The sequence below is a fragment of the Pseudonocardia sp. CA-107938 genome (genome assembly GCF_050936315.1).
GTDB lineage: Bacteria > Actinomycetota > Actinomycetes > Mycobacteriales > Pseudonocardiaceae > Pseudonocardia.
Genome location: NZ_JBNJNA010000002.1, coordinates 1,479,690 through 1,500,194 on the forward strand (window position 1 = coordinate 1,479,690; position 20,505 = coordinate 1,500,194).

The window sequence follows — 20,505 nt, forward strand, 5'->3', positions numbered from 1 at the left end:
CATGTCCCGCACCACCGTCCTCTCCGTCAGCGACGCGGCGGTGGCCGACCTGCGCGCGCGGTTGCGCGCGACCCGGTGGCCGACACCGTGGCCGATCCAGGGGTGGGAGGCGGGCACCGACACGGCGACGCTGCGCCGCCTCGTCGCCCACTGGGCGGACGGCTACGACTGGCGCGTGCAGGAGGCGCGGATCAACGAGCTGCCCTCGCACGTCGCCGACCTCGACGGCACCCCGCTGCACTACCTCCGCTTCGAGGGTGAGATCCCGGAGGCCCTGCCCCTCCTGATGACGAACGGGTGGCCGAGCTCCTTCCTCGAACTGGTGGGTGTCGCGGAGCGGCTGGCGTCGCCGTCGCGGTACGGGGGAGCGGCGGCCGATGCGTTCACGGTCATCGTTCCTTCGCTCCCCGGTTTCCCGCTGTCGCCGCAGCGCCCGGAGCTGTCGGCCGAGGTGCAGACGCACGACCTGTGGCACCGGCTCATGCGCGACGAGCTGGGCTTCGTCCGGTATGCCGCCCACGGCGGCGACCTGGGGGCCGGGGTGACCTCGCGGCTCGCGGAGGCCCACCCGGAGGAGCTCGTCGGCATCCATCTGCTCGCTGTCGCTCCGCCCGCCGCGTTCGACGAGGACGAGCTCACCTCCGAGGAGCGCGACCACCTGGCCGAGGTCGCCGAGTGGCAGCGCTCGGAGGGCGCGTACCAGCGCCAGCAGAGCACCCGGCCGTTGACCCTCGCCCACGGGCTCGCCGACTCACCGGTCGGGCTGTTGTCGTGGATGCTCGAGAAGTACCGGGCGTGGAGCGACTGCGGCGGAGACGTGTCCTCGCGGTTCGACGACGACTTCCTCCTCACCCAGGCGTCCCTCTACTGGTTCACGGAGACGATCTCGACCTCGTTCCGGCCCTACTACGAGTACGCGCAGGGCCTGACCACGCGGGTGGCCCGGGTGGACGTGCCGACCGCCGTCGCGGTGTTCCCGGCCGACCTGACGCACCCACCTCGAGCCTGGGTGGAGCGGACCTACCGGCTCGAGCGCTACACCCGGATGCCTCGCGGCGGGCACTTCGCGGCACACGAGGAGCCGGCCCTGCTCGCTCAGGACATCACGGAGTTCCTGCGCGATCGGCGGCGGTGAACGGCTTCCGGGCCGCCGCCGGGGCGGAGATGGGTAGCCGCGGGGGTGCGGATAGGAAGTTCTCCCGACGCGCCCCAGCTGTCCCCGGACCTAGCGTTCTCCCTGGTCACAGACCACTGATCACTCGGAGAGAACGGAACACGGCAATGGCGACCTTCCTGATCGAGCGCAACCTGCCCGGCGCCTCGCGGCTCACCTCGGAGCAGCTGCGGGACATCGCCCGCACCTCGAACGACGTCGTGGACGGCCTGGGCGTCGAGTACACGTGGCACCACAGCTACGTGGCCGGCGACAAGATCTACTGCGTGCACGAGACCGACGACCCGGAGACCATCCGTGAGCACGCCCGCCGGGGCGGCTTCCCGGCCGACGTGGTGGTGGAGGTCGCAGCCGAGATCGGTCCCGCGACCGCCGGGGACTGACGGTCGTCGAGGGCCGCCCCCGCTCGGGCTTCAGCGCGACGGCTGCGTGAGCCGTTCGAGCCTGAGCCGGCGGGCGGCCACCACGGCCTCGCCCCGCGACCGGGCGCCGAGCTTGGCGAGGATCGCCGACACGTGGTGGTCGGCCGTCTTGCGGGAGATCACCAGCCGCGCGGCGATGTCGGCGTTGCTCAGCCCCTGCAGGAGCAGGGCCAGCACGTCGAGCTGCCGATCGGTGAGGCCGGCTGGGTTGGCGCGGGTGGCGGGTGACGGGCCGCGCGGCGGGTTCGGCACCCCGAGCTCGCGCAGCCGTCCGCGCACCAGTGCGGCGACGGCCCGGGCGCCCAGCTCGTCCAGCAGGGGGAGCGCGGCCAGGAGGTCCTGGGTGGTGCCGCCGTCCCAGAACGCCAGCGCCTGGTCGTAGGGCTGCTGCTCCGGGGGTCGGCCGGGCGGCGGGATGTCGGCGCCGACCTGCTGGACGCCCGACGTGCCGAGCCGGCGCACCCACCGGCGCACCTGGTCCCCTCCGAGGCTCGCGACTCCGGCGACGGCGGTGACGAGGGACTCGTCGAGCCGGGGGTCGGGTCTGCGGAGGATCCAGGCCTGCTCGGCGAGCGCAGCCGCGACGGGGGCCAGCACGCCGGCGATGTCGAGCTTCGTGGCCAGTCGCCACAGCTCGTCGAGGTGGGGGTTCTCCGCCGGCGCGTCCCGCCGGGCGGCGAGCAGCCCGAGCACGAGGTGCGACCACAGCCGGCCCAGCGGCACGTCGCCCACCGCGAGCACCGCGAGCGCGTCCTGCTCCGCCTCCTGCCACCGACCTTGCAGCAGTCGCAGCCGAGCGAGCACTCCGCGCTGCCACATGCTGCAGATGGGGATGTCCCGTTCCTCGCTGAACCGCAGCGCGTCGCCGAGGATCTCGTCGGCCTGCGCGAACCGACCCTGCTCGACGTCGTGGTGCGCGAGGTTGCTCATCGGCACCGTCACCAGCTCGTCGAGCCGCAGCCGCAGACCGGTGTCGCGGGCCGCGATCAGGTGGGACCGCGCCTGCAGGTCGCCCGCGTTCAGCCGGACCAGTGCTTCGCCGATCGTCGCGGCGGTGTGCAGGGCGGCGTCCCCCAGCTCGTCGGCGATCTGCAGCGCGGCCCGGCCCGCCTGCAGCCCGAGCGCCTCGTCACCGCGGCCCGCGGCCAGGTAGGCGCGGTTGGCGAGCGCGCGACCGAGCGCGAGGGGATCGCCCGCCTCGGAGAGGATCGAGATCGCGGCCGCGTCCGACCGTTCGGCCGCGAAGCGATCGGCCGCGTACCACTCGAAGAGGGAGATGGCGCAGTGTCCCGCCCCGACCGCGACGACGTCACCGAGCGCGCGGCGCAGCGCCACGGCGCGCGTGCGGGCGTCGATCGCGTCGTGGAGCCGGTCGGTGAGGTACAGCTCCCCGGCGAGGGCTTCGAGCACCTCGGCGCGGGTCGCGGCGCCGTCACCGGTGTGCGGCAGGGCCAGCTCGTAGAACGCGACGGCCTCGCGGTGCGCCCCGGACCGCGCGGCCTCCGCCGCCGCGGCGATCGCGTACTGCAGGATCCGGGGCACGTCCGCGACGGCGACCGCGTGGTGGACGAGCACGCTCGCGTCGCCGCCCACGGCCTCGAGCGCTTCGATCATGGACGCGTGCAGCGCGGGTTCCGCGCCCGGCGTCACCGCGTCAAGCACGGCCGATCGGGCGATCTCGTGGCGGAAGGCGACCCCGCGCCCGCTGCGGTCGAGCAGCCCGGTGGCGCCGAGCGTCGCCACGGTGGCCTCGGGTATCCCCAGTGCCGCGAGGAGCTCGCTGCTCACCCCGTCGGGCGCGCAGGACAGCAGTTCGAGCGCGCGCCGGTCGTCGGCGGCGAGCGGCGCCGTCCTGGCGAGGACGGCGTCGCGCACGCTCTCCGGCAACGGTGAGTCCGGCTGGGCGAGGATCTGGCTGACGAAGAAGGGGTTGCCCGCCGTCCGGGCATGGACGTCGCCGGCGTCGAGCGCGTGCCCGCCGACCATCTCGGCGACCGCCGACCGGCTCAGCGGGGTGAGCTGCAGCCGCCGTGCCCGCGGGGCGGACACGAGATCGCCCAGGACGGCGCGGAGCGGATCGGTCGGCCCGGTGGTGTCGCGGTAGGACAGCACCAGCAGCAGGGGCAGCCTGTCGATGCGCCGGCCCAGGAACCGCACCAGGTCCAGCGTCGCCTCGTCGCCCCAGTGCAGGTCCTCCACCAGGAGAGCGCGTGACCGGTCCTGCAGGGCCTCCAGCACGGCCGCGAAGATCTCGTGCTGGACGGTCGCCTCGCGCAGCACGGCCGCGACCTCGCCGCTCAGCTCGCCGGCGACGTCGCGCAGCGGGCCCAAGGGTCGGGGAGTGCTCAGGGAGTCGCACATCCCCCACAGCACCGGTGTCGGCGACACCTCGGCGAACGCCCGCAGCAGGGCGGTCTTGCCGATGCCCGCCTCACCGGCGACGAGCACCACCGATCCCTGTCCGTCCGCTGCGCGGCGGGCACGGTCGATGAGCACCTCCAGGGGGTGGTCGCGCTCCCACAGCCGCACCCAGCGACTGTAGGGCGCTGCGCTGACCAGCGACAGAGCCGAGCATTCCAGCCGCTCGGGTCTGCAGGCCCGGCGGCCGACCGGCCCATGCGGTGCGCGCGTCCAGCGGCGGCAGGACCCCGCCGAGCAGGCGAATCCTGCCTCCGGTTGCGCCGACCGCGCTTCGCGCGCGCGGGAAACGGGGACGGGACCGGTGCACGCCCAGCGAGAAGGGAAGCACGCCATGGTCGATCGAGCGTCTGCCGACGTCGCCGACATCAGCGGTTGGTTCATGGTCGGCACCAGGCGAGTGGAGCTGCGGATCACGGTCGAGGAGACGGCACCTCCTGCCGAGCCGGACGAGGAGTGGGTGGCCGACGACGATGCCGACGACGTCGACGATGCCGACGACGTCGACGATGTCGACGAACCGCCTGAGGACGAGGACGACGATCTCGACGACGAGTTCGACGACGGCGACGCGGCCGATGACCAGGACGGCCTCGACGAGGACGTTGACGACGAGGACGTTGACGACCTCGACGACGACCTCGACGAGGACGACGACGAGGAGGACGAGGACGACCTCGACGAGGACGTGGAGGACGAGGACGACCTCGACGACGGCGAAGAGGAGGAGGACCGCAGCGGGTCGCCGGAGTCCACGAGGCTCGAGGGGCTGCTACGGCCGCGCCGTCGATCAGGTGAGTCCGGTCGAGGTGAATCGGACACGCGCCGATCCCGCCGATCCGCGCGGGAGCCGGAAGAACCTCCACGTCGGACGGCGTCTCGGCGGCCGCGCCGCCGGTGACCGGAGCGTCCGGCCGCACCCGGGGCCGCTGGACGTGAGCAGGGCCGATGAGGGAGGAGGGTGATGGCCGGATCCGACAGCCAACGCGACGGCGCGCTCGCGCGGGTGATCGCGATCGTCAACGACAAGGGCGGTGTCGGGAAGACGTCGATCGCCGCGAACCTGGGCGGGCAGTTCGCCGGTGCCGGGTACCGCTGCTTGCTCGTCGACCTCAATCGGCAGGCGAACCTGGCCGACGACCTCGGGTACCGCGGTTCCGCCGGTGACGACCAGGGCGCGGGCCTGCTCGCCGCAGTGATCGCGGGCACGCCGTTGCGGGCGTTGCCGGACGTGCGGCCGCACCTCGACGTCGTGTGCGGGGGATCGCGGCTCGAGGACCTGACACCGGTCATGGTGTCGCGGCTGCAGCATCGCGGACGGGCCGCCTTCACCGTGCTCGGGGACGTGCTGGCGCCGCTGGCGGGGGACTACGACATCGCGTTCATCGACTGCCCGCCCGAGTCGACCATCCTCACCGACCTCGCTCTGGGGGCGGCCCGGTGGGTGCTGATGCCCACGCGATCGGACCTGGGTGGCCTGATCGGGATCGGTCTGGTCGCCGAGCGGTTCGCCCTCGCGCGGGAGATCAACCAGCGACTCGGACTCCTCGGGGTGGTGCTGTTCGGCACCGGCAGCCGCTCGCGCGTCATCCAGGCGCAGGCAGCCGACGCGATCGACGAGGCGTTCGGGGGAGACTCACCGAGGTTTCGCACCACCATCCGGCACGCGGAACGCACGGCGCAGGACGCTCGTCGGCTGGGCAAGCTCGCCCACGAGCTGGAGATCGAGGCTGCGCAGCAGCCGGCCTGGTGGGAGTCGCTCCGCTCCGGCGTACGGGAGCCGCGGATCGCGGAGACCGCGGCGAGCGTCGCGGGGGACTACCGCACACTCGGCGTGGAGGTCCTGACCGCCCTGCAGGCTGCGGAGGAGGCCGAGCTCGACGCCGGTGGTGAGGCGGCGCAGCGGTGAGCGGGTCGGAGCCGTCCGCCCGTGACCTGTCCAGGATCTTCGGACCGTCCGCCGCATCGGGGCGGACACGACCTACCGTCCGGCCGCGCGAGGACCACGGACCGTCGACGGCGGCCCGCGATCCTGTCCCGCAGCACGGGCCGGGCACCCGGATCGTCGTGCGGGACCCGCGCCATGTCGACGTGTTGCTGCTCGCGGCGCTGCACGGGACACCGCGGACGCGCAGTGAGGCGGTGGAGATCATCCGGTGCCGCACCGGCCGCCGCCTGGTGCCGCTCCACGCCGAGGTCCACCGCCGGTTGGGCTACCTCGAGCGGAACCGCCTCGTGCGCCGGACGGGCGAGGGCCGGCGCTTCCGCACCACCGAGCTCGGCGTTCGCGTGCTGATCGGCCGGCTCCGCGAGCTGGACGCACTGATCCAGGGCGTCGACGCGCTGGTGGGCGATGAGGAGCTCGGCTGAGCACGCCGTCTCAGGAACGCGCGGAGCCGCTGCGCCGGCGCAGTACCGCGACCAGGCCGGGGACCGAGTCCGCGCCGCCGCGGTGCGTCGGGACCGTCGCGATACGGGCGTTCCGGTCGGTGCGGACGCGGTCCCAGCGGTCCGGGGGGAAGGTGTCGGCGAGTTCGTCCTCACCGAACTTGGACGGGCGGGGCAGGCCCGCGGTGATGGCGCGGCCGAGGGCTCGCGGGAAGCCGGTCGGGCGGGCGCCCAGGTCCTCCAGGTAGGCCAGCAACGAGCCGGGGTGGTTGGTCTCGGCGACGAGCAGGGTGGCGTCGGGGCCGTCGAGGAGCTCGGCGAGGTTCGCCGCGAGCCGCCGGCGATCGGCGGGCGCCAGGACGTGCAGGACGCCGCGGACCAGCACGTTGCACGGTCCGAGCTCGCTGCGGAGCGCTCGCCCGGTGCTCTCGGCGGTCATGTCGGCCACGCGGAACTGCAGGTGCGGCAGGGAACCGCTCTCCAGGCGCGCCCGGGCGACGGCGTGCGGGGAGAGGTCGACACCGATCGCGGGACGGAAGCGCTGCGCGAGAGCACGGGTGAACCGGCCGTTGCCGCAGCCGACGTCGACGACCGGCAGCCGAGGATCCGCATGAGCGCCGAGCAGTTCGAGGTAGTGGTCGGCCTCGCTCGAGGTGCTGGCGTCCCACAGGACGTCGCCGTCGTCCCCGGTGCGCTCGACGCCTGCCCAGTAGCGGTCCCAACGGGAGTCGACATCGCGCGGGGCGTGCCGGGCCAGCCGGATGATCTGCGGAACGAGCAGGACCCTGCGCAGCCGCATCCCGACCTCCTCGTTGGAGGCTAGTTCGCCAGGACTCCGTCGTCGTCCGGCATCCGAGCGGTGCGGTGCAGGGGTTCCCTGCTCCGGCGCGTGGCGGGGCTCGCGCGCTCGCGCTGCCAGGCGGCGAGGGCCTCGATCAGCGCATCGGGCCCGAGCGGGGTCCCCCAGTTGAACCCCTGCCCGAAGCGGCAGCCGAGCGCCCTGAGCTGCGCGGCCTGCTCGGGCGTCTCGATCCCCTCCGCGACCGCGTCCAGGTCGAAGGCCCGGACGATCGCCAGGATCGCGGCGGCCACCCGGTACTGCTGCGGGTCGGTGTCGAGGCCGGTGATCAGGGACCGGTCGATCTTGACGACGTCGACGAACATGCGCCGGATGTAGCCGATGGACGAGTAGCCGGTGCCGAAGTCGTCGATGCCGACGCGCACACCGGCCGTGCGCAACGCGTCAAGGGCCTGCAGCGTCTGCGCGTCCTCGCCCATCATCTGGTTCTCGGTGACCTCGAGCAGCAGGTCTGCCGGTGCGACGTCGTGCTGCGCGAGGCACGCGAGGACGCCGTCGGAGTAGCCGGGGGAGCGCAGCTCGACCGGGGAGACGTTGACGTGCAGGGCGAACTCCGCGCCGCCGAGCACGTCGGCCCGCCAGCGGGCCAGCTGCGCCATCGCGGTGTCGAGCACCCATCGGTCGAGCGCCGTGACCAGGCCGGTGTTCTCCGCGACACCGATGAACTCGCCGGGGAGCAGGAGCCCGCGGGTCGGGTGCCGCCAGCGGACCAGTGCCTCCGCCCCGACGAACCTGCCGGAGCCGAGGTGGACGATCGGCTGGTACCGGACCTCCAGCTGGCCGCCCGCGATCGCTTCGCGCAGGTCCTCCGCGAGCCGGACGCGCGCCACGGCGGCGGCGTGCATCGCCGGCTCGTAGATCTGCACGCCGCCGCGAGAGCCGCTCTTCGCCGCGTACATCGCGGTGTCGGCGTCGCGCAGCAGCGCGTCCGCGTCCATGCCCCTGGTCGGGAAGCACACGCCGATGCTGGCGGAGACCCAGCACGAGTGCCCGTCCACCAGCACCGGTGTCTGCAGGTCCGACCGGATCCGTTCGGCGACGGCGAGGACCTGCTCGGCCGACGCGTCCACGATGACGAGGGCGAACTCGTCGCCACCGAGGCGGGCGACCGTGTCGGTCGCCCGGAGACTGGAGCGCAACCTGCGGGCGACCTCGGTGAGCAGGAGGTCGCCGACGGCGTGCCCGAAGCTGTCGTTCACCGCCTTGAACCCGTCGAGGTCCAGCACGAGCACCGCCGCCCCCGCGCCGGTGCGCTCGGCGCGGGCCACGGCCGCGTCGATGCGGTCCCTCAGCAGGGTCCGGTTCGCGAGCCCGGTCAGGGGGTCGTAGAGCGCGAGTCGCTGGAGCTGCAGCTGCGCCTCCTCCAGCTGCTGGGTCCGTTCGGCGACGCGTGCCTCGAGATCGACGTTCAGCGCCCGCAGCTCCTCGGCCATCATGTTGATGCCGACGATCACGGCGTCGATCTCGTCGGAGGCGGGCGACGGCTCCATGTGGGCCTCGTCGTCGCCGGAGGCGAGGGCGACGACCAGCTCGACGAGCTGTTCGAGCCGCCCGTCGGACGGCTCAGGTGCCGACGTCGCCATCGGTCAACCACGCGACAGCGAGCGACTCGGAGGTGAAGAACTTCGTCGGCACCGGGACCCCGCTCACCCCGAGGGCGAAGTTCGCGATGACCCGGTCGACGGGTGAACTGCCCAGCAGCGCGATCCTGGAGGCCGAGCACCGCCGGCTGAACGTCATCCGGGCGTCCCGGGTCAGTGCTGCCGTGCCGGCCATGTCCACCAGCAGCGGCCGCTCGCGGCCGGCGTTCGTCGCGTCGACGAGCGCCATCGCGCCCCGGGCCATCTCGCCGGTGATCCGCAGGTTCCGGTCCCAGCTCAGCCGTACGTAGCCGGCCGGCTCGACGCGGACGGTGAGGACGCGATCCGACAGCGGCGTACTGCTGTCGAAGTCCGACATGCGCCAACTCCCTCCGGTGACGGGAACCGGTCTGTCACCGCCCACCTCAGGTCGTCGGCGGAAACGTCGATCGTGTTAGCCCGAGCGGAGGCGTCGCCGGCGAAGCGGCTCAGTCCTCGGGTCTCCCGCGCGGTCCGTAGGCCGCGAGGAACACCTGCACCGCCGCGTCGGCGATCCTCGCCAGCTCGTCGTCGGACGGACGGGCCTCGGTGCCTGCGAACATCAACTGGTTCATCGGCTTGTACATGACCAGGCCGGCGAACTGGTACGCCGTCAGGGTCGGATCGTCGAGCTCGCGCAGCAGTCCGCGGCCCGCCATCCGCGCGAGCGCCGCGCCCAGCAGTACGAGCGACCGCTCGAAACCGTCCACGAACCAGGCACCGGAGACGGCGGGGAAGCGGTCGGCCTCGGCGAGGACGAGCCTTCGCAGCTGCACGATGTCGGGCCGGCAGATGTCGGTGGCGAACCGGCGGGCGAGGACGCGCAGGGCCGTGGCGGCGTCCGTGGCCTCGTCCAGGGCCGCGTACTGCGTGGCGAGGCGGGCGGCGAGCTGGGCGTTGCTCCCGAGGATGACCTCGGCGAACAGGTGCTCCTTGTCGGTGAACTGCTTGTAGACCGTCTGCTTGGACGCCGCGGCCCGCGCGGCCACCTCGTCCATGCTCGCGCCCAGGTAGCCGTGCTGCAGGAACACCTCCGCCGCGGCGGAGAGGATCGCCCGTCGCCTGCGGGCGGTGCGGCCCTCGTCGAGGTCTGCCCCGATGTCCTGCTCGCGCTGATCCATGCTGCTCCTTCCGACGGTCACAGAGTACTAGACAGTTCCGTTCCCGTCTGAGTACTGTACGGTCTAGTTCTCGGATCTACGAAACGGAGCGTGCGACATGGGAACAGTGCAGAGCAAGGACGGCACGACGATCGCCTTCGAGGTGCGCGGCAGCGGCCGGCCCGTGATCCTCGTGGACGGCGCCACCGCCTACCCGGCGATCAGCCCGGACACCGTCGCGCTCGCCGAGGCGTTGAGCGCCGACTTCCGCGTCTACACCTACGACCGGCGCGGTCGGGGAGGCAGCACGGACACGCTGCCCTACGCCGTCGAGCGCGAGATCGACGACCTCGCCGCGCTCGTCGCGGAGGCTGGCGGACCCGTGGTGCTGTTCGGCTGGTCCTCCGGCTCGATCCTGTGCATGGACGCCGTCGCGGCCGGGCTGCCGGTCACCCACCTCGTCGCGTTCGAGCCGCCGTTCGTGGTCGACGACGGCCGCCCGCCCCTGCCGGGCGACTACGTGGAGCGGCTGGAGGCGGCCTGCGCGGCCGGACGGCCGGGCGACGCGGTCGAGCTGTTCATGACCGCCGCGGTCGGCATGCCGGCCGAGTTCGTCGCCGGCATGCGGCAGAGCGAGTACTGGCCGGTCCTGGAGGCGGTCGCGCCGACCATCGCCTACGACGGACGGGTGGTGCGCGATGTGATGCAGGGCCGGCCGCTGCCGACCGACCGGTGGGCGACGATCGCCGTGCCGACCCTGGTCGTGCACGGGAACGCGACGTTCCCGTTCCTGGTCACGGGTGCGCAGGCGGCCGCGGAGGTGCTGCCGGGAGCGTCGCTGCAGAGCGTTCCGGGCGAGAACCACACGGCCGCAGCCGACGTGCTCGCCCCGGCCATCCAGCAGTTCGTCCAGGCCAACTGAGCACATCGGGGAGGAGGAGCACGAGATGGGCAAGATCGTCGTCACGGAGTTCATCTCGCTCGACGGGGTCGTCGAGGCACCCGGCGGCGAGGACTTCGTCCACCGGAACTGGACGTCGACCGTCGACCGGGGCGACGACGGCGAGCGCTTCAAGGTCGACGAGGCGCTCGGCGCCGAGGCGCTGCTGATCGGCCGCCGCACCTACGAGTCCTTCGCCGCTGCCTGGCCGCACGTCGACGGCGAGCTGGGCGACAAGTACAACGGCATGCCCAAGTACGTGGTGTCCAGCACGCTCACGGACCCGTCGTGGAACAACACGACGGTGCTGAGCGGCGACGTCATCGCCGAGACCACCGCGCTGAAGGAACGGATCGTCGGCGAGATCCAGGTGCCGGGCAGCATCCAGCTCGTCCAGGACCTCATCGAGCACGACGTGGTCGACGAGCTGCGCCTCATGACCTACCCGCTCGTCCTCGGCACCGGACGGCGGCTGATCGAACGGACCAGCGACATGTCGCGGTGGCGGCTCACCGCGGCACGCACCGTGGGCGACGGGATCACGATCACCACGTTCGAACGGGCCCGCTAAGCACGCCACCGTGCCTGATCAGGCACGATCTCGGTGTGCTGAGGCGCAGCCGGATGGTCGCGGGCCTGGTCGCCGTCGCGGTGGTGACCGGCGCCTGCACGGGCCCGGTCCCGGCCGCTGATCCTGCTCCACCTGCCCCGACCACGGCGGCCGTCGCGCCGCCGGTCGGGACCCCGGGATGGCAGCTGACCGATCCGGGCGCCGAGCACGCGATCGAGGGCTTCACCGACCGGGTGAGCGTGTCACCCGGCGAGCCGGTCCGCCTGTTCGTCTCGACGGCGGCGCCGTCCTTCGTGGTCACGGCGTTCCGCATGGGCGCCTACCGCGACTCCGACGCGCAGGCCGTCTGGACCTCACCGCCCCGGACCGGCGGCGTCCAGGCGCCCGCGGTGGTGCAGGAGCCGACCCACACCGTCGTCGCGCCCTGGCATCCGTCGATGAGCGTCGCGACGCAGGGCTGGCCGCCTGGGGTCTACCTGCTGCGGCTCGATGGATCCGACGGCGCGCAGCGCTTCGTCCCCCTGACGGTGCGGACACCGTCCAACGCCGGACGGGTGGTGGTGATCAACGCCGTGACCACGTGGCAGGCCTACAACAGGTGGGGCGGCCACAGCCTCTACAAGGGCCCCGACGGCCAGCGGAGGAGCAGGTCGCGCGCGGTGAGCTTCGACCGGCCCTACGAGGCGGGCATGCAGGGCGCCGGGCAGTTCCTCCAGTTCGAGCTCGGTTTCCTGCGGGTGGCCGAGCGATCCGGCGTGCCGCTGGGGTACGCGACCGACACCGACCTGCACGCCGATCCGCACCTCCTCGACGGTGCGCGCGCGATGGTCACGCTGGGCCACGACGAGTACTGGACGACGGCGATGCGCGCCGCGGCGACGGCCGCCCGCGACCGCGGGGTCAACCTCGCCTTCCTGGGAGGCAACGAGGTCTACCGGCACATGCGCTTCGCGCCGACCCCGCTCGGCGACAACCGGCTGGAGATCAACTACAAGTCGGCTGCGGAGGACCCCGTCAGCCGGACCGACCCGACCGAGTCCACTCAGGACTGGCGGCAGCCGCCCGATCCGCGCCCGGAGAGCGTGCTGGTCGGCGGCTACTACAGCTGCTTCCCCGGCCGAGCCGACCTGGTCGTGTCCGACGCCACGAGCTGGCTGCTCTCCGGGATCGTCCACGACGGCGAACGCTTTCCGTCCGTGGTGGGCATCGAGTACGCGAAGGTGGATCTGTCGGTGCCGACGCCGCGTCCGATGGAGGTGCTCTTCCACTCCCCGGTCACGTGCGGCACGACCGGTCGTCGGGAGTTCTCCGACGCCACGTACTACACCGCGTCCAGCGGTGCCGGCGTCTTCTCCAGCGGCACGCAGGACTGGGTGTGCGGGATGGACCCCGGCTGCAAGGGATCGGGGAACGGCGGCCGTGTCGCCCAGGCGCTGGACGCGATCACGACCCGTCTGCTCACCGAGTTCGCGGCCGGTCCGGCCGGCGTCGCCCACCCCGCGCGCGACAACCTCGACGCGCTCGGCATCGGCCGGACTACCGCGGTCCCACCGTCGGCCCACAACGACTGACGGGAGGTGCTTCCTGCTGGCGGCTCGTCGCCAGGGGTGGACCGGCGGAATCGTCCGGGCGCTGATCCGGGCTCTCGCTGCCCAGGTCGGGGGTGGCTGGCCGACCAGCGCGGCGAATCGACGGGCGAAGGGGGCTCGGGACGTCGCCGCCCGGCTGTTGCTGCTCCCGTTCCCCGCCGAACAGGTCGACGGGCGGCGCGCAGCCCCTGGTGGTTTCCGACCCGGGGGCTGACGGTCAGAGCGACCGGATGACGCGGACCCGGTCGGCCACCGCTCGGCGGCTCACGTCCGCCTCCTTCGCGAGCCACTCGAACCCGTGCGGCGCTCCGGGGCGGACGTGCAACTCGCACGACACCCCGGCGGCCAGCAGGCGGGTGGCGAAGGCGAGGCACTCGTCGCGGAAGATGTCCAGCTCCCCGACCTCGACGTAGGCGGGGGCGAGCCCGGCGAGCTCGGCGAGGCGGGCCGGCGCCGCGACCGCCGGCACGTCCGGCCTGCCCCGGTCGGTGCCCAGCACGGCCGTCCAGGCGGTCCAGTTGTCGTCGTAGGACCAGGTCGCGGTGGCTGCCAGCGCCGGGTCCGGGACCACGGTCCGGTCGTCGAGCATCGGGTAGACCAGCACCTGCCGGGCGACCGGCACGCCCTCGTCACGCGCCATGATCGCCGCTCCCGCGGCGATGCCGCCGCCCCCGCTGTCGCCCATCAGCGCGATCCGCCGCCCGTCGACGTCGAGCCCGTCGGCGCGCTCGATCAGCCAGCAGAGCGCGGCGAACGCGTCCTGCGCCGGGCCCGTGCCGGCGTGCTCGGGCGCCCGCCGGTAGCCCACCGCCAGGAACGGGACGCCCGCCAGCCGCGTGTAGTGCCGCAGCAGCGGGTCGTAGCCGTCGAGCGTGCCGGCGATCATGCCGCCGCCGTGCACGTAGACGACCGCGGCGCCGGTGCCGCCGTCCGCCGGTGCGTACCAGCGCAGCTCGATGCCGTCGGCGTGGTGCCGGGAGACGGCCACATCCGGCGCCGGCGGTAGCGCTGCGTAGCTGTCGGCCTGGCGCGCCTCGATGAGCGCCCGCAGGCCGAGCGCGTCGCCGCGCTGGGGGAGAACCACTCCCGCGTTCGCAGCTGCACGTTTCTGCAGCTCAGGCACGATCTCGGGGTCCAACTCCATCGCCGTGTCCTCCTCGTCACACTTGTGCCGGCCCATATTGTCTGACAGCCTGACGATCGCTCAAGGGTCGATGCGGAGGTGTGCGATGACGCACGGTGTTCAGGGTGACCAGGATGCGGCGGGGCGCCGCGTCGTCGCGTTCGCCACCGCGGTCGGCAACTTCACCGAGTGGTTCGACTTCGCCATCTACGGCTTCCTCGCCGCGACGCTGGGCCGGCTGTTCTTCCCCGGCGCGAGCCCGGCCGCGTCGCTGCTGGCGTCGCTGGCCGTCTTCGGCGTCGCGTTCTTCATGCGGCCGCTGGGCGGGTTCGTCCTCGGCGCGGTGGGCGACCGGCTCGGCCGCCGCGCCCTGCTCACGATCTCCATCGGCCTGATGGGGGCCGCCACGACGTTGATCGGGGTGCTGCCCACCTACGCGAGCGCCGGCCTGCTCGCTCCCGTGCTGCTGGTGCTCCTGCGCTGCATCCAGGGCTTCTCCGCCGGCGCCGAGTGGACGGGCTCGGCGGCGTTCCTCGTCGAGCACACCCCGGCCGACCGCCGCGGCCGGTTCGCGAGCGTCGTCTCCGCCACAGCGGCGCTCGCGACCTGCGCCGGCGGGCTGCTGGTGCTCGCGCTCGAGCAGGCACTGACGCCGGACCAGATGGCGGCGTGGGGCTGGCGGATCCCGTTCCTGGTGGCGGTGCCGCTCACCGCCCTCGGCACGTGGGTGCGGCTGCGCATCGACGAGACGCCCGTGTTCCAGCGGCTCGTCGAGGCCGGCGCGCGGGTCGAGGCGCCGCTGCGCCGCTCCGGGCGCGACGTGCGGGCGATCGCGCTGACCTTCGCGTTCTCCAGCGTGCAGGGCCTGGGCTTCTACTACCTGGCGACCTACGTGATCACCCACCTGACGGCGACGGTGAAGCTCGGCCGCCCGCAGGCGCTGCTGCTCGTCGCGATCGGGCTCGTCTGCTACGCGATCCTCACCCCGCTCGCCGGAGCGCTGTCTGACCGGATCGGGCGGCGCAGGGTCAACCTGATCGGCGGCTTCGGGCTGGCGATCGTCGCGATGCCGGCGTTCGCACTCATGGGCACCGGCACGGCGGCAGGCGTGATCGGCGGCATGGTGCTGTTCGCGGTGTTCCAGTCGATGGTCAGCGTGACCACGGTCTGCATGCTCGTCGAGCTGTTCCCGGCCGAGACCCGGTCCACGTCCAGCTCGATCGGCTTCAACCTCGGCCTCGCGCTGATCGGCGGGCCGGGCCCGCTGGTCGCCGCCGCGATCGCCGCCGGCACGGGCAGCAGCACCCTGCCGGCGCTGTACATGGTGATCGTGGCGGCGGTCTGCACGCTGGCGCTCGCGAAGTGGCTGCCCGAGGTGCGGGGGCGCACGCTGGACGCGGAAGCGGCGAAGGAGGTCCCTGTGGTGGACGGCGCAGCATGACCGAGGTTCTCGCCGTGCGCTACGGCACTCGCACGGCTACCAAGGCCGAGAGCTACCTGAACTTCCACGTCTACGGCGAGCCCGACGAGCCGTTCGGCATGGACTACTTCTTCTGGCTGGTCCGCGGCCCGTCCGGCACGGTGCTCGTGGACTGCGGGTTCGGCGCCGAGGCGGGGGAGCGGCGCGGCCGCACGATGCTCGTCGATCCGGTCGCGGCGCTGTCCGCGCTCGGCGTCGACGCGGCGGACGTGGACCGGCTCGTGGTCACCCACGCGCACTACGACCACATCGGCAACCTGCACCGCTTCCCGAACGCCGAGGTCGTGATGGCGCGGCGGGAGTTCGAGTTCTGGACCGGCCCGTACGCCGGCCGGCTGCAGTTCGCGCACTCCACCGAGGCGGACGAGCTCGCCTACCTGGGCACCGTCCGGGAGCAGGGCCGGCTGCGGCTCGTGGAGGACACGCTCGACCTCGCGCCGGGCATCGAGGTGGTCGTCGTCGGCGGGCACACGCCCGGCCAGCTGGTCGCGCAGGTCGCCGTCGACGGCGGGGCCGTGGTGCTCGCCGCCGACGCCCTGCACTTCTACGAGGAGCTGGAGCGCGACCGGCCGTTCTTCGTGGTGTCCGACCTGATCGAGATGTACCGGGGGTTCGACGTGCTGCGGGAGATGACCGAGGACCCGGGGCGGCTGCTCGTCGCCGGGCACGACGCCGCGGTGGGCACGCGGTTCACCGACCGCGTGCCGGGCCTGCCCGACGGGCTGTCCGACCTCGTCGTGCGGATCGCGTCATGAGCCTGGCGGGGAAGGTCTGCCTGGTCACGGGTGCGGCCGGCGGGCTCGGGTCCGCCACTGCCCGTCGGCTCTCGGCGGATGGCGTACGGCTCGTGCTCACCGACCTCGACGGCGATCGCCTCGACGCGCTGGCCAAGGAGCTGCCCGGACCGGCGGTGGTGCACGCCGGCGACGTGGCGAGCGAGTCCGACGTGGACGCTGCGGTGGCGGCGGGCGTCGCCGAGTTCGGGCGCATCGACCTGCACCACCTCAACGCCGGCATCCCGGGCCCGCTGACCCGCTTGACCGATCTGTCGGTCGAGGACTGGGACCGGGTCATGGGCATCAACCTGCGCGGGCCGTTCCTCGGGGTGCGCGCGGCGTTCCGGCAGTACGAAGCCCAGCGGTCCGGTGGCGCGATCGTGCTCACGGCGTCGATCGCGTCGCTGCGCGGCAGCGACGACCTGCTGGCCTACCACGCGTCCAAGCACGGGGTGCTGGGCCTGCTCAAGGGCGCGGCGATGTTCGGCGGGCCGATCGGGGTGCGGGTCAACGCGGTCGCCCCGGGCATCGTCCCCACGGCGCTGTTCGCGGGCGCCGGCAGCGGTCCCGGCGGTGGGGACGACATGGCGCGCCGCGCGGCCACCACCCCGCTGCGGCGGCCCGGTACCGGCGACGAGATCGCGTCCGTCGTCGCGTTCCTGCTGGGGGACGGGGCGGCGTACATGACCGGCGAGGTGGTGTCGGTCGACGGCGGCGCGGCCGCCGTGAGCGTGGTGCGCCCGTCCGGTGGGGCCGGGGCGTGGGACCCGCGGCCGCACGACCGGCGGATGCACCCCGAACTGGAGGCACGAGCATGAGCGAACGGTCCGTCGGGTTCATCGGCCTGGGCAACATGGGCGGTCGGATGACCCGCCGGCTGGTCGACGCGGGGATCCAGGTGATCGGGTTCGACACACGGGCCGGCGCCGCGGAGGAGGTGGGTGCGGTCGCTGCCGCCGATCCGGCCGATGTCGCCGCTCGCGCGGACGTGGTGCTGCTGTCGCTGCCCGACAGCCACGTCGTCGAGCCGGTGGTGCGTGCGCTGCTGCCGGCGGCGCGGTCGGGCGCGACGATCGTCGATCTCTCGACGGCGTCCCCGTCGTCGACCGTCGAGCTGCACACCGCCGCCGCAGCGCAGGGCGTCCGCTACCTCGACGCCGGCATCTCCGGAGGGGCAGCGGCCGCCGAGAAGGGGACGCTGACGATCATGGCGGGCGGCGACGCCGACGCGCTGGCGGAGATCGCGTGGGTGTTCGAGCCGATCGCCGCGCACGTCCACCACATGGGCGCGTCCGGGGCGGGACACACGGCGAAGCTGCTCAACAACTTCCTCAACGCGGTCAGCCTCGCGGCCACCGCCGAGGTGATGGTGGCCGGGCGCAAGGCGGGCCTCGACCTCCCGCAGCTGCTCGACGTCCTCAACTCCAGCAGCGGCGTCAACTTCGCGACGCAGAACCGGTTCCCGCACATCGTCCGCGGCGACTACCTCGAGGGCGGGCTCACCGGCCGACTCATGACCAAGGACGTCGCGCTCTACGTCGACCTGCTCGGCCGGCTCGGCGTCCCCACGCTCAACGCGGCCGGTCCGCTCGCCAGCTTCGGTCTCGCCGAGAACCTCGGCTACGGGGACCAGATCAGCAACCGCGTCGTCGACGCCATCGGCGACGTCGCCGGCGGCGTCCGCGTCCAGGAGAAAGGGAACTGAAGATGCAGATCGTCCGAGGGCGAGCGCCCGACGACGTCGCGACCACGGCCAGGACCGACACCTTCACCGGCACGGTGTGGGGCGACCCGGTGCTGCCGACCACGGACGGAACCACGATCAACTCGGTGACGTTCGCGCCGGGCGCGCGCACCTACTGGCACCACCACACGGCCGGCCAGATCCTCGTCGTGACGGCGGGCCGCGGCTGGGTGTGCACCCACGGAGGGCGGCCGCAGGTCATCCGTGCCGGTGACGTGGTGTGGGTGCCGCCCGGGGAACGCCACTGGCACGGCGGCACCCCCGACACGATCATGACGCACCTCGCGGTGTCCATCGGGCCCACGGTCTGGGCGGACGAGGTCGACGAAGCGGACTACCGGAAGGGAACTCTCGATGGGTGACGAGCGCTACGAGCGCGGGCTGGCGATCCGCAAGGAGGTGCTCGGCGAGGCGCACGTCGAGCGCTCGCTCGCGGCCGTGAGCGAGTTCTCCCGGCCCGTCCAGGAGTTCGTGACCGGCGTGTGCTGGGGCGACATCTGGGGCCGGCCGGGGCTCGACCGGCGCACCCGCAGCCTGCTCAACCTCGTCATGCTCACCGCGCTCGGACGCAACCACGAGCTGGGCGTGCACGTGAAGGGCGCGATCACCAACGGGTGCACCGAGCAGGAGATCCAGGAGGCGCTCCTCCAAGCCGCGATCTACTGCGGGGTGCCCGCGGCGCTGGAGTCGTTCCGGGTGGCGGAGCGGGTGCTCGGAGAGATCGCGGCCGAGAATGGCTGACCTGCCCGGCACCGTCGGGTTCGTCGGGCTCGGGCGCATGGGCGACCCGATGGTCCGCCGGCTGGCCGGGGCCGGGATCGCGGTCCGCGGCCACGACGCGGTGCCGCGGCCGGATCTCGCGGACGTCGTCACGCTCGTGGGATCGGCGGCCGAGGTCGCGGCGCCCGTGGTCGTGCTGATGCTGCCGGACTCGGGCGTCGTCGAGGCGGTCGTGCACGGCGGGCTGCTCGACGCGCTGGAACCGGACACCGTACTCGTCGACATGGGTTCGTCGGAACCGCTGCGCACCCGGGCGCTGGCACCCGTCGTCGCGGAACGCGGGGTCACGCTCGTCGACGCGCCGGTGTCGGGCGGGGTGAAGGGCGCCGTCGCCGGGTCGCTCACGATCATGGCCGGCGGGCCGGAGGACGTCGTCGGTGCGCTGGAACCGCTGCTGGCGCTGCTCGGGCGGGTCCGGCACGTCGGACCCGTCGGCGCAGGCCACGCGCTCAAGGCGCTCAACAACCTCATGTCCGCCGCGCACCTGCTGGCCAGCTCGGAGGCGCTGCTGGCCGGGCAGCGGTTCGGGCTCGATCCGGAGGTGATGCTCGATGCCGTCAACGGCTCCAGCGGGCGTAGCGGCTCCACGGAGAACAAGTGGCCGAACTTCGTCCTGCCCGGCACGTTCGACTCCGGCTTCGCGCTGACGTTGATGCTCAAGGACATCCGCATCGCGCTCGGCCTCGCCGAGGCCACCGGCGTCCCGGCGGCGCTCACCGCCCGCACCGTCGAGCTGTGGGCGGAGGCGGCCGAGGCGTTGGGGCCCGATGCGGACCACACCGAGATCGTGCGATGGTTGCGGGGATGAACGCCAGCACGCCACCGGCCGTCGACGGCCCGACCTGGTCCGCCGACCAGGTCGGACGCGTCGCCGCGCCGCTGCGCGAGCAGGTCGTCACGCTCGTCCGCGACGCGATCCTCGGCTTCAAGGTGCAGCCCGGGCAACGGCTCGTCGAACGCGAGCTGGTCGAGCAGCTGGGCGTGTCCCGCCCGACCGTGCGCGAGGTGCTGCGGCAGCTCGCCGCCGAGGGTCTCGTCACCGTGGTGCCCCAGCGCGGCGCGATCGTCACCGCGCTCACCCCGGACGACGCCGCCGACATCTACGAGATGCGCGCCTCGCTGGAGGCGCTCGCCGTGCAGCGGTTCGTGCAGCGGGCCACCCCCGAGCAGGTGGCGGAGCTGCGGGCGGCCGTCGACGAGATCGCGCGCACCGCCGACTCCGTCGAGCCGCAGGACCAGCTGCGCGCGAAGGACCGCTTCTACGAGGTCCTCTTCGAGGGCTCCGGCAGCGAGCCCTTGCAGCAGACCCTCGCCGGCCTGCAGGCCCGGGTGCGGCTGCTGCGGGCCACCTCACTCTCCGAGCCCGGCCGACCGGCCCAGGCGGCGGCGGAGCTCGCCGCCGTCGTCGAGGCGGTGGAGGCGGGCGACGCCCTGCGCGCCGCCGCGGCCTGCGCCACCCACGTGCACAACGCCTCGCGCACCGCGCTCGCCCGCCTGCGCGCCTGACCCATCTCCCATCCGT

General features: G+C 73.2%; 22 protein-coding genes. 16 read left to right on the forward strand and 6 right to left on the reverse strand.

The features are described from left to right. The first annotated feature begins 1 nt into the window (after window position 1). Window positions 2-1,135: an epoxide hydrolase family protein gene (locus ACQEVB_RS39945; RefSeq protein WP_432984873.1), complete on the forward strand. Its 1,134-nt coding sequence runs from the start codon at window positions 2-4 to the stop codon at window positions 1,133-1,135. A gap of 146 nt (window positions 1,136-1,281) precedes the next feature. Further along, window positions 1,282-1,557, forward strand: a complete 276-nt coding sequence (locus ACQEVB_RS39950) for a DUF4242 domain-containing protein (protein WP_432984875.1) — start codon at window positions 1,282-1,284, stop codon at window positions 1,555-1,557. A gap of 30 nt (window positions 1,558-1,587) precedes the next feature. On the opposite strand, the gene ACQEVB_RS39955 is transcribed toward ACQEVB_RS39950, so the two are convergent. Further along, on the reverse strand, window positions 1,588-4,125 hold the full coding sequence (locus tag ACQEVB_RS39955) for an ATP-binding protein (protein ID WP_432984877.1): 2,538 nt from the start codon (window positions 4,123-4,125) through the stop codon (window positions 1,588-1,590). Window positions 4,126-4,396: 271 nt separating this feature from the next. Between ACQEVB_RS39955 and ACQEVB_RS39960 the strand changes: the two genes are divergently transcribed. The 3 genes from ACQEVB_RS39960 to ACQEVB_RS39970 all read left to right on the forward strand — a co-directional run bounded on the left by ACQEVB_RS39960 (window position 4,397) and on the right by ACQEVB_RS39970 (window position 6,384). Further along, the gene (locus ACQEVB_RS39960; protein ID WP_432984879.1) at window positions 4,397-4,915 is read left to right on the forward strand and encodes a hypothetical protein; all 519 of its coding nucleotides are present in this window, start codon (window positions 4,397-4,399) and stop codon (window positions 4,913-4,915) included. A 63-nt stretch (window positions 4,916-4,978) separates the two neighbouring features. Further along, the gene (locus tag ACQEVB_RS39965; protein ID WP_432984881.1) at window positions 4,979-5,923 is read left to right on the forward strand and encodes a ParA family protein; all 945 of its coding nucleotides are present in this window, start codon (window positions 4,979-4,981) and stop codon (window positions 5,921-5,923) included. 158 nt (window positions 5,924-6,081) lie between these two features. After that, window positions 6,082-6,384 (forward strand): hypothetical protein, encoded by a 303-nt coding sequence (locus ACQEVB_RS39970; RefSeq protein WP_432984883.1) that lies wholly within the window; start codon window positions 6,082-6,084, stop codon window positions 6,382-6,384. 10 nt (window positions 6,385-6,394) lie between these two features. Here the strand turns inward: ACQEVB_RS39970 and ACQEVB_RS39975 are convergent, their stop codons facing one another. The 4 genes from ACQEVB_RS39975 to ACQEVB_RS39990 all read right to left on the reverse strand — a co-directional run bounded on the left by ACQEVB_RS39975 (window position 6,395) and on the right by ACQEVB_RS39990 (window position 10,001). After that, window positions 6,395-7,201 carry a class I SAM-dependent methyltransferase gene (locus tag ACQEVB_RS39975; RefSeq protein ID WP_432984885.1) on the reverse strand — a complete coding sequence of 269 codons (807 nt, stop codon included), beginning with the start codon at window positions 7,199-7,201 and terminating at the stop codon, window positions 6,395-6,397. A gap of 20 nt (window positions 7,202-7,221) precedes the next feature. After that, complete coding sequence (locus tag ACQEVB_RS39980; protein WP_432984888.1) at window positions 7,222-8,844, reverse strand: bifunctional diguanylate cyclase/phosphodiesterase; 1,623 nt, start codon at window positions 8,842-8,844, stop codon at window positions 7,222-7,224. Then, window positions 8,825-9,220, reverse strand: coding sequence for a hypothetical protein (locus tag ACQEVB_RS39985; protein WP_432984891.1), 396 nt, complete (start codon window positions 9,218-9,220; stop codon window positions 8,825-8,827). The genes ACQEVB_RS39980 and ACQEVB_RS39985 overlap by 20 nt, the downstream gene beginning before the upstream one ends. A 109-nt stretch (window positions 9,221-9,329) precedes the next feature. Continuing rightward, window positions 9,330-10,001 carry a TetR/AcrR family transcriptional regulator C-terminal domain-containing protein gene (locus ACQEVB_RS39990; RefSeq protein ID WP_432984894.1) on the reverse strand — a complete coding sequence of 224 codons (672 nt, stop codon included), beginning with the start codon at window positions 9,999-10,001 and terminating at the stop codon, window positions 9,330-9,332. Between the two features lie 97 nt (window positions 10,002-10,098). On the opposite strand from ACQEVB_RS39990, the gene ACQEVB_RS39995 reads away from it, so the two are divergent. Genes ACQEVB_RS39995 through ACQEVB_RS40005 form a run of 3 tightly spaced genes read left to right on the forward strand, consistent with a single transcriptional unit; the run spans window position 10,099 to window position 13,062 of the window. Further along, window positions 10,099-10,902, forward strand: a complete 804-nt coding sequence (locus ACQEVB_RS39995) for an alpha/beta fold hydrolase (RefSeq protein ID WP_432984897.1) — start codon at window positions 10,099-10,101, stop codon at window positions 10,900-10,902. Between the two features lie 25 nt (window positions 10,903-10,927). Further along, the gene (locus ACQEVB_RS40000) at window positions 10,928-11,491 is read left to right on the forward strand and encodes a dihydrofolate reductase family protein (RefSeq protein ID WP_432984900.1); all 564 of its coding nucleotides are present in this window, start codon (window positions 10,928-10,930) and stop codon (window positions 11,489-11,491) included. Window positions 11,492-11,526: 35 nt separating this feature from the next. Beyond that, complete coding sequence (locus ACQEVB_RS40005) at window positions 11,527-13,062, forward strand: N,N-dimethylformamidase beta subunit family domain-containing protein (protein WP_432984903.1); 1,536 nt, start codon at window positions 11,527-11,529, stop codon at window positions 13,060-13,062. Between the two features lie 235 nt (window positions 13,063-13,297). Here ACQEVB_RS40005 and ACQEVB_RS40010 read toward each other — a convergent pair whose 3' ends face one another. After that, the gene (locus tag ACQEVB_RS40010; protein ID WP_432984906.1) at window positions 13,298-14,224 is read right to left on the reverse strand and encodes an alpha/beta hydrolase; all 927 of its coding nucleotides are present in this window, start codon (window positions 14,222-14,224) and stop codon (window positions 13,298-13,300) included. A gap of 85 nt (window positions 14,225-14,309) precedes the next feature. On the opposite strand from ACQEVB_RS40010, the gene ACQEVB_RS40015 reads away from it, so the two are divergent. The 8 genes from ACQEVB_RS40015 to ACQEVB_RS40050 are packed head-to-tail and all read left to right on the forward strand — an operon-like array spanning window position 14,310 to window position 20,489. Beyond that, on the forward strand, window positions 14,310-15,644 hold the full coding sequence (locus tag ACQEVB_RS40015; RefSeq protein ID WP_432984909.1) for an MFS transporter: 1,335 nt from the start codon (window positions 14,310-14,312) through the stop codon (window positions 15,642-15,644). Further along, complete coding sequence (locus ACQEVB_RS40020; RefSeq protein WP_432984912.1) at window positions 15,641-16,438, forward strand: N-acyl homoserine lactonase family protein; 798 nt, start codon at window positions 15,641-15,643, stop codon at window positions 16,436-16,438. Before ACQEVB_RS40015 ends, ACQEVB_RS40020 begins: the two co-directional genes overlap by 4 nt. Next, window positions 16,435-17,277 (forward strand): SDR family NAD(P)-dependent oxidoreductase, encoded by an 843-nt coding sequence (locus ACQEVB_RS40025; RefSeq protein WP_432984915.1) that lies wholly within the window; start codon window positions 16,435-16,437, stop codon window positions 17,275-17,277. Before ACQEVB_RS40020 ends, ACQEVB_RS40025 begins: the two co-directional genes overlap by 4 nt. Then, the gene (locus ACQEVB_RS40030) at window positions 17,274-18,164 is read left to right on the forward strand and encodes an NAD(P)-dependent oxidoreductase (protein WP_432984918.1); all 891 of its coding nucleotides are present in this window, start codon (window positions 17,274-17,276) and stop codon (window positions 18,162-18,164) included. The genes ACQEVB_RS40025 and ACQEVB_RS40030 overlap by 4 nt, the downstream gene beginning before the upstream one ends. A 2-nt stretch (window positions 18,165-18,166) precedes the next feature. Then, a complete protein-coding gene (locus tag ACQEVB_RS40035) occupies window positions 18,167-18,565 on the forward strand; it encodes a cupin domain-containing protein (protein WP_432984921.1) in 399 nt (132 codons plus the stop codon). Continuing rightward, window positions 18,558-18,944 carry a carboxymuconolactone decarboxylase family protein gene (locus ACQEVB_RS40040; RefSeq protein WP_432984924.1) on the forward strand — a complete coding sequence of 129 codons (387 nt, stop codon included), beginning with the start codon at window positions 18,558-18,560 and terminating at the stop codon, window positions 18,942-18,944. Before ACQEVB_RS40035 ends, ACQEVB_RS40040 begins: the two co-directional genes overlap by 8 nt. Beyond that, entirely contained in the window at window positions 18,937-19,791 is an 855-nt protein-coding gene (locus tag ACQEVB_RS40045) for an NAD(P)-dependent oxidoreductase (protein WP_432984927.1), read from the forward strand. Before ACQEVB_RS40040 ends, ACQEVB_RS40045 begins: the two co-directional genes overlap by 8 nt. Next, window positions 19,788-20,489: a GntR family transcriptional regulator gene (locus ACQEVB_RS40050; RefSeq protein ID WP_432984930.1), complete on the forward strand. Its 702-nt coding sequence runs from the start codon at window positions 19,788-19,790 to the stop codon at window positions 20,487-20,489. Before ACQEVB_RS40045 ends, ACQEVB_RS40050 begins: the two co-directional genes overlap by 4 nt. Window positions 20,490-20,505: the final 16 nt, after the last annotated feature.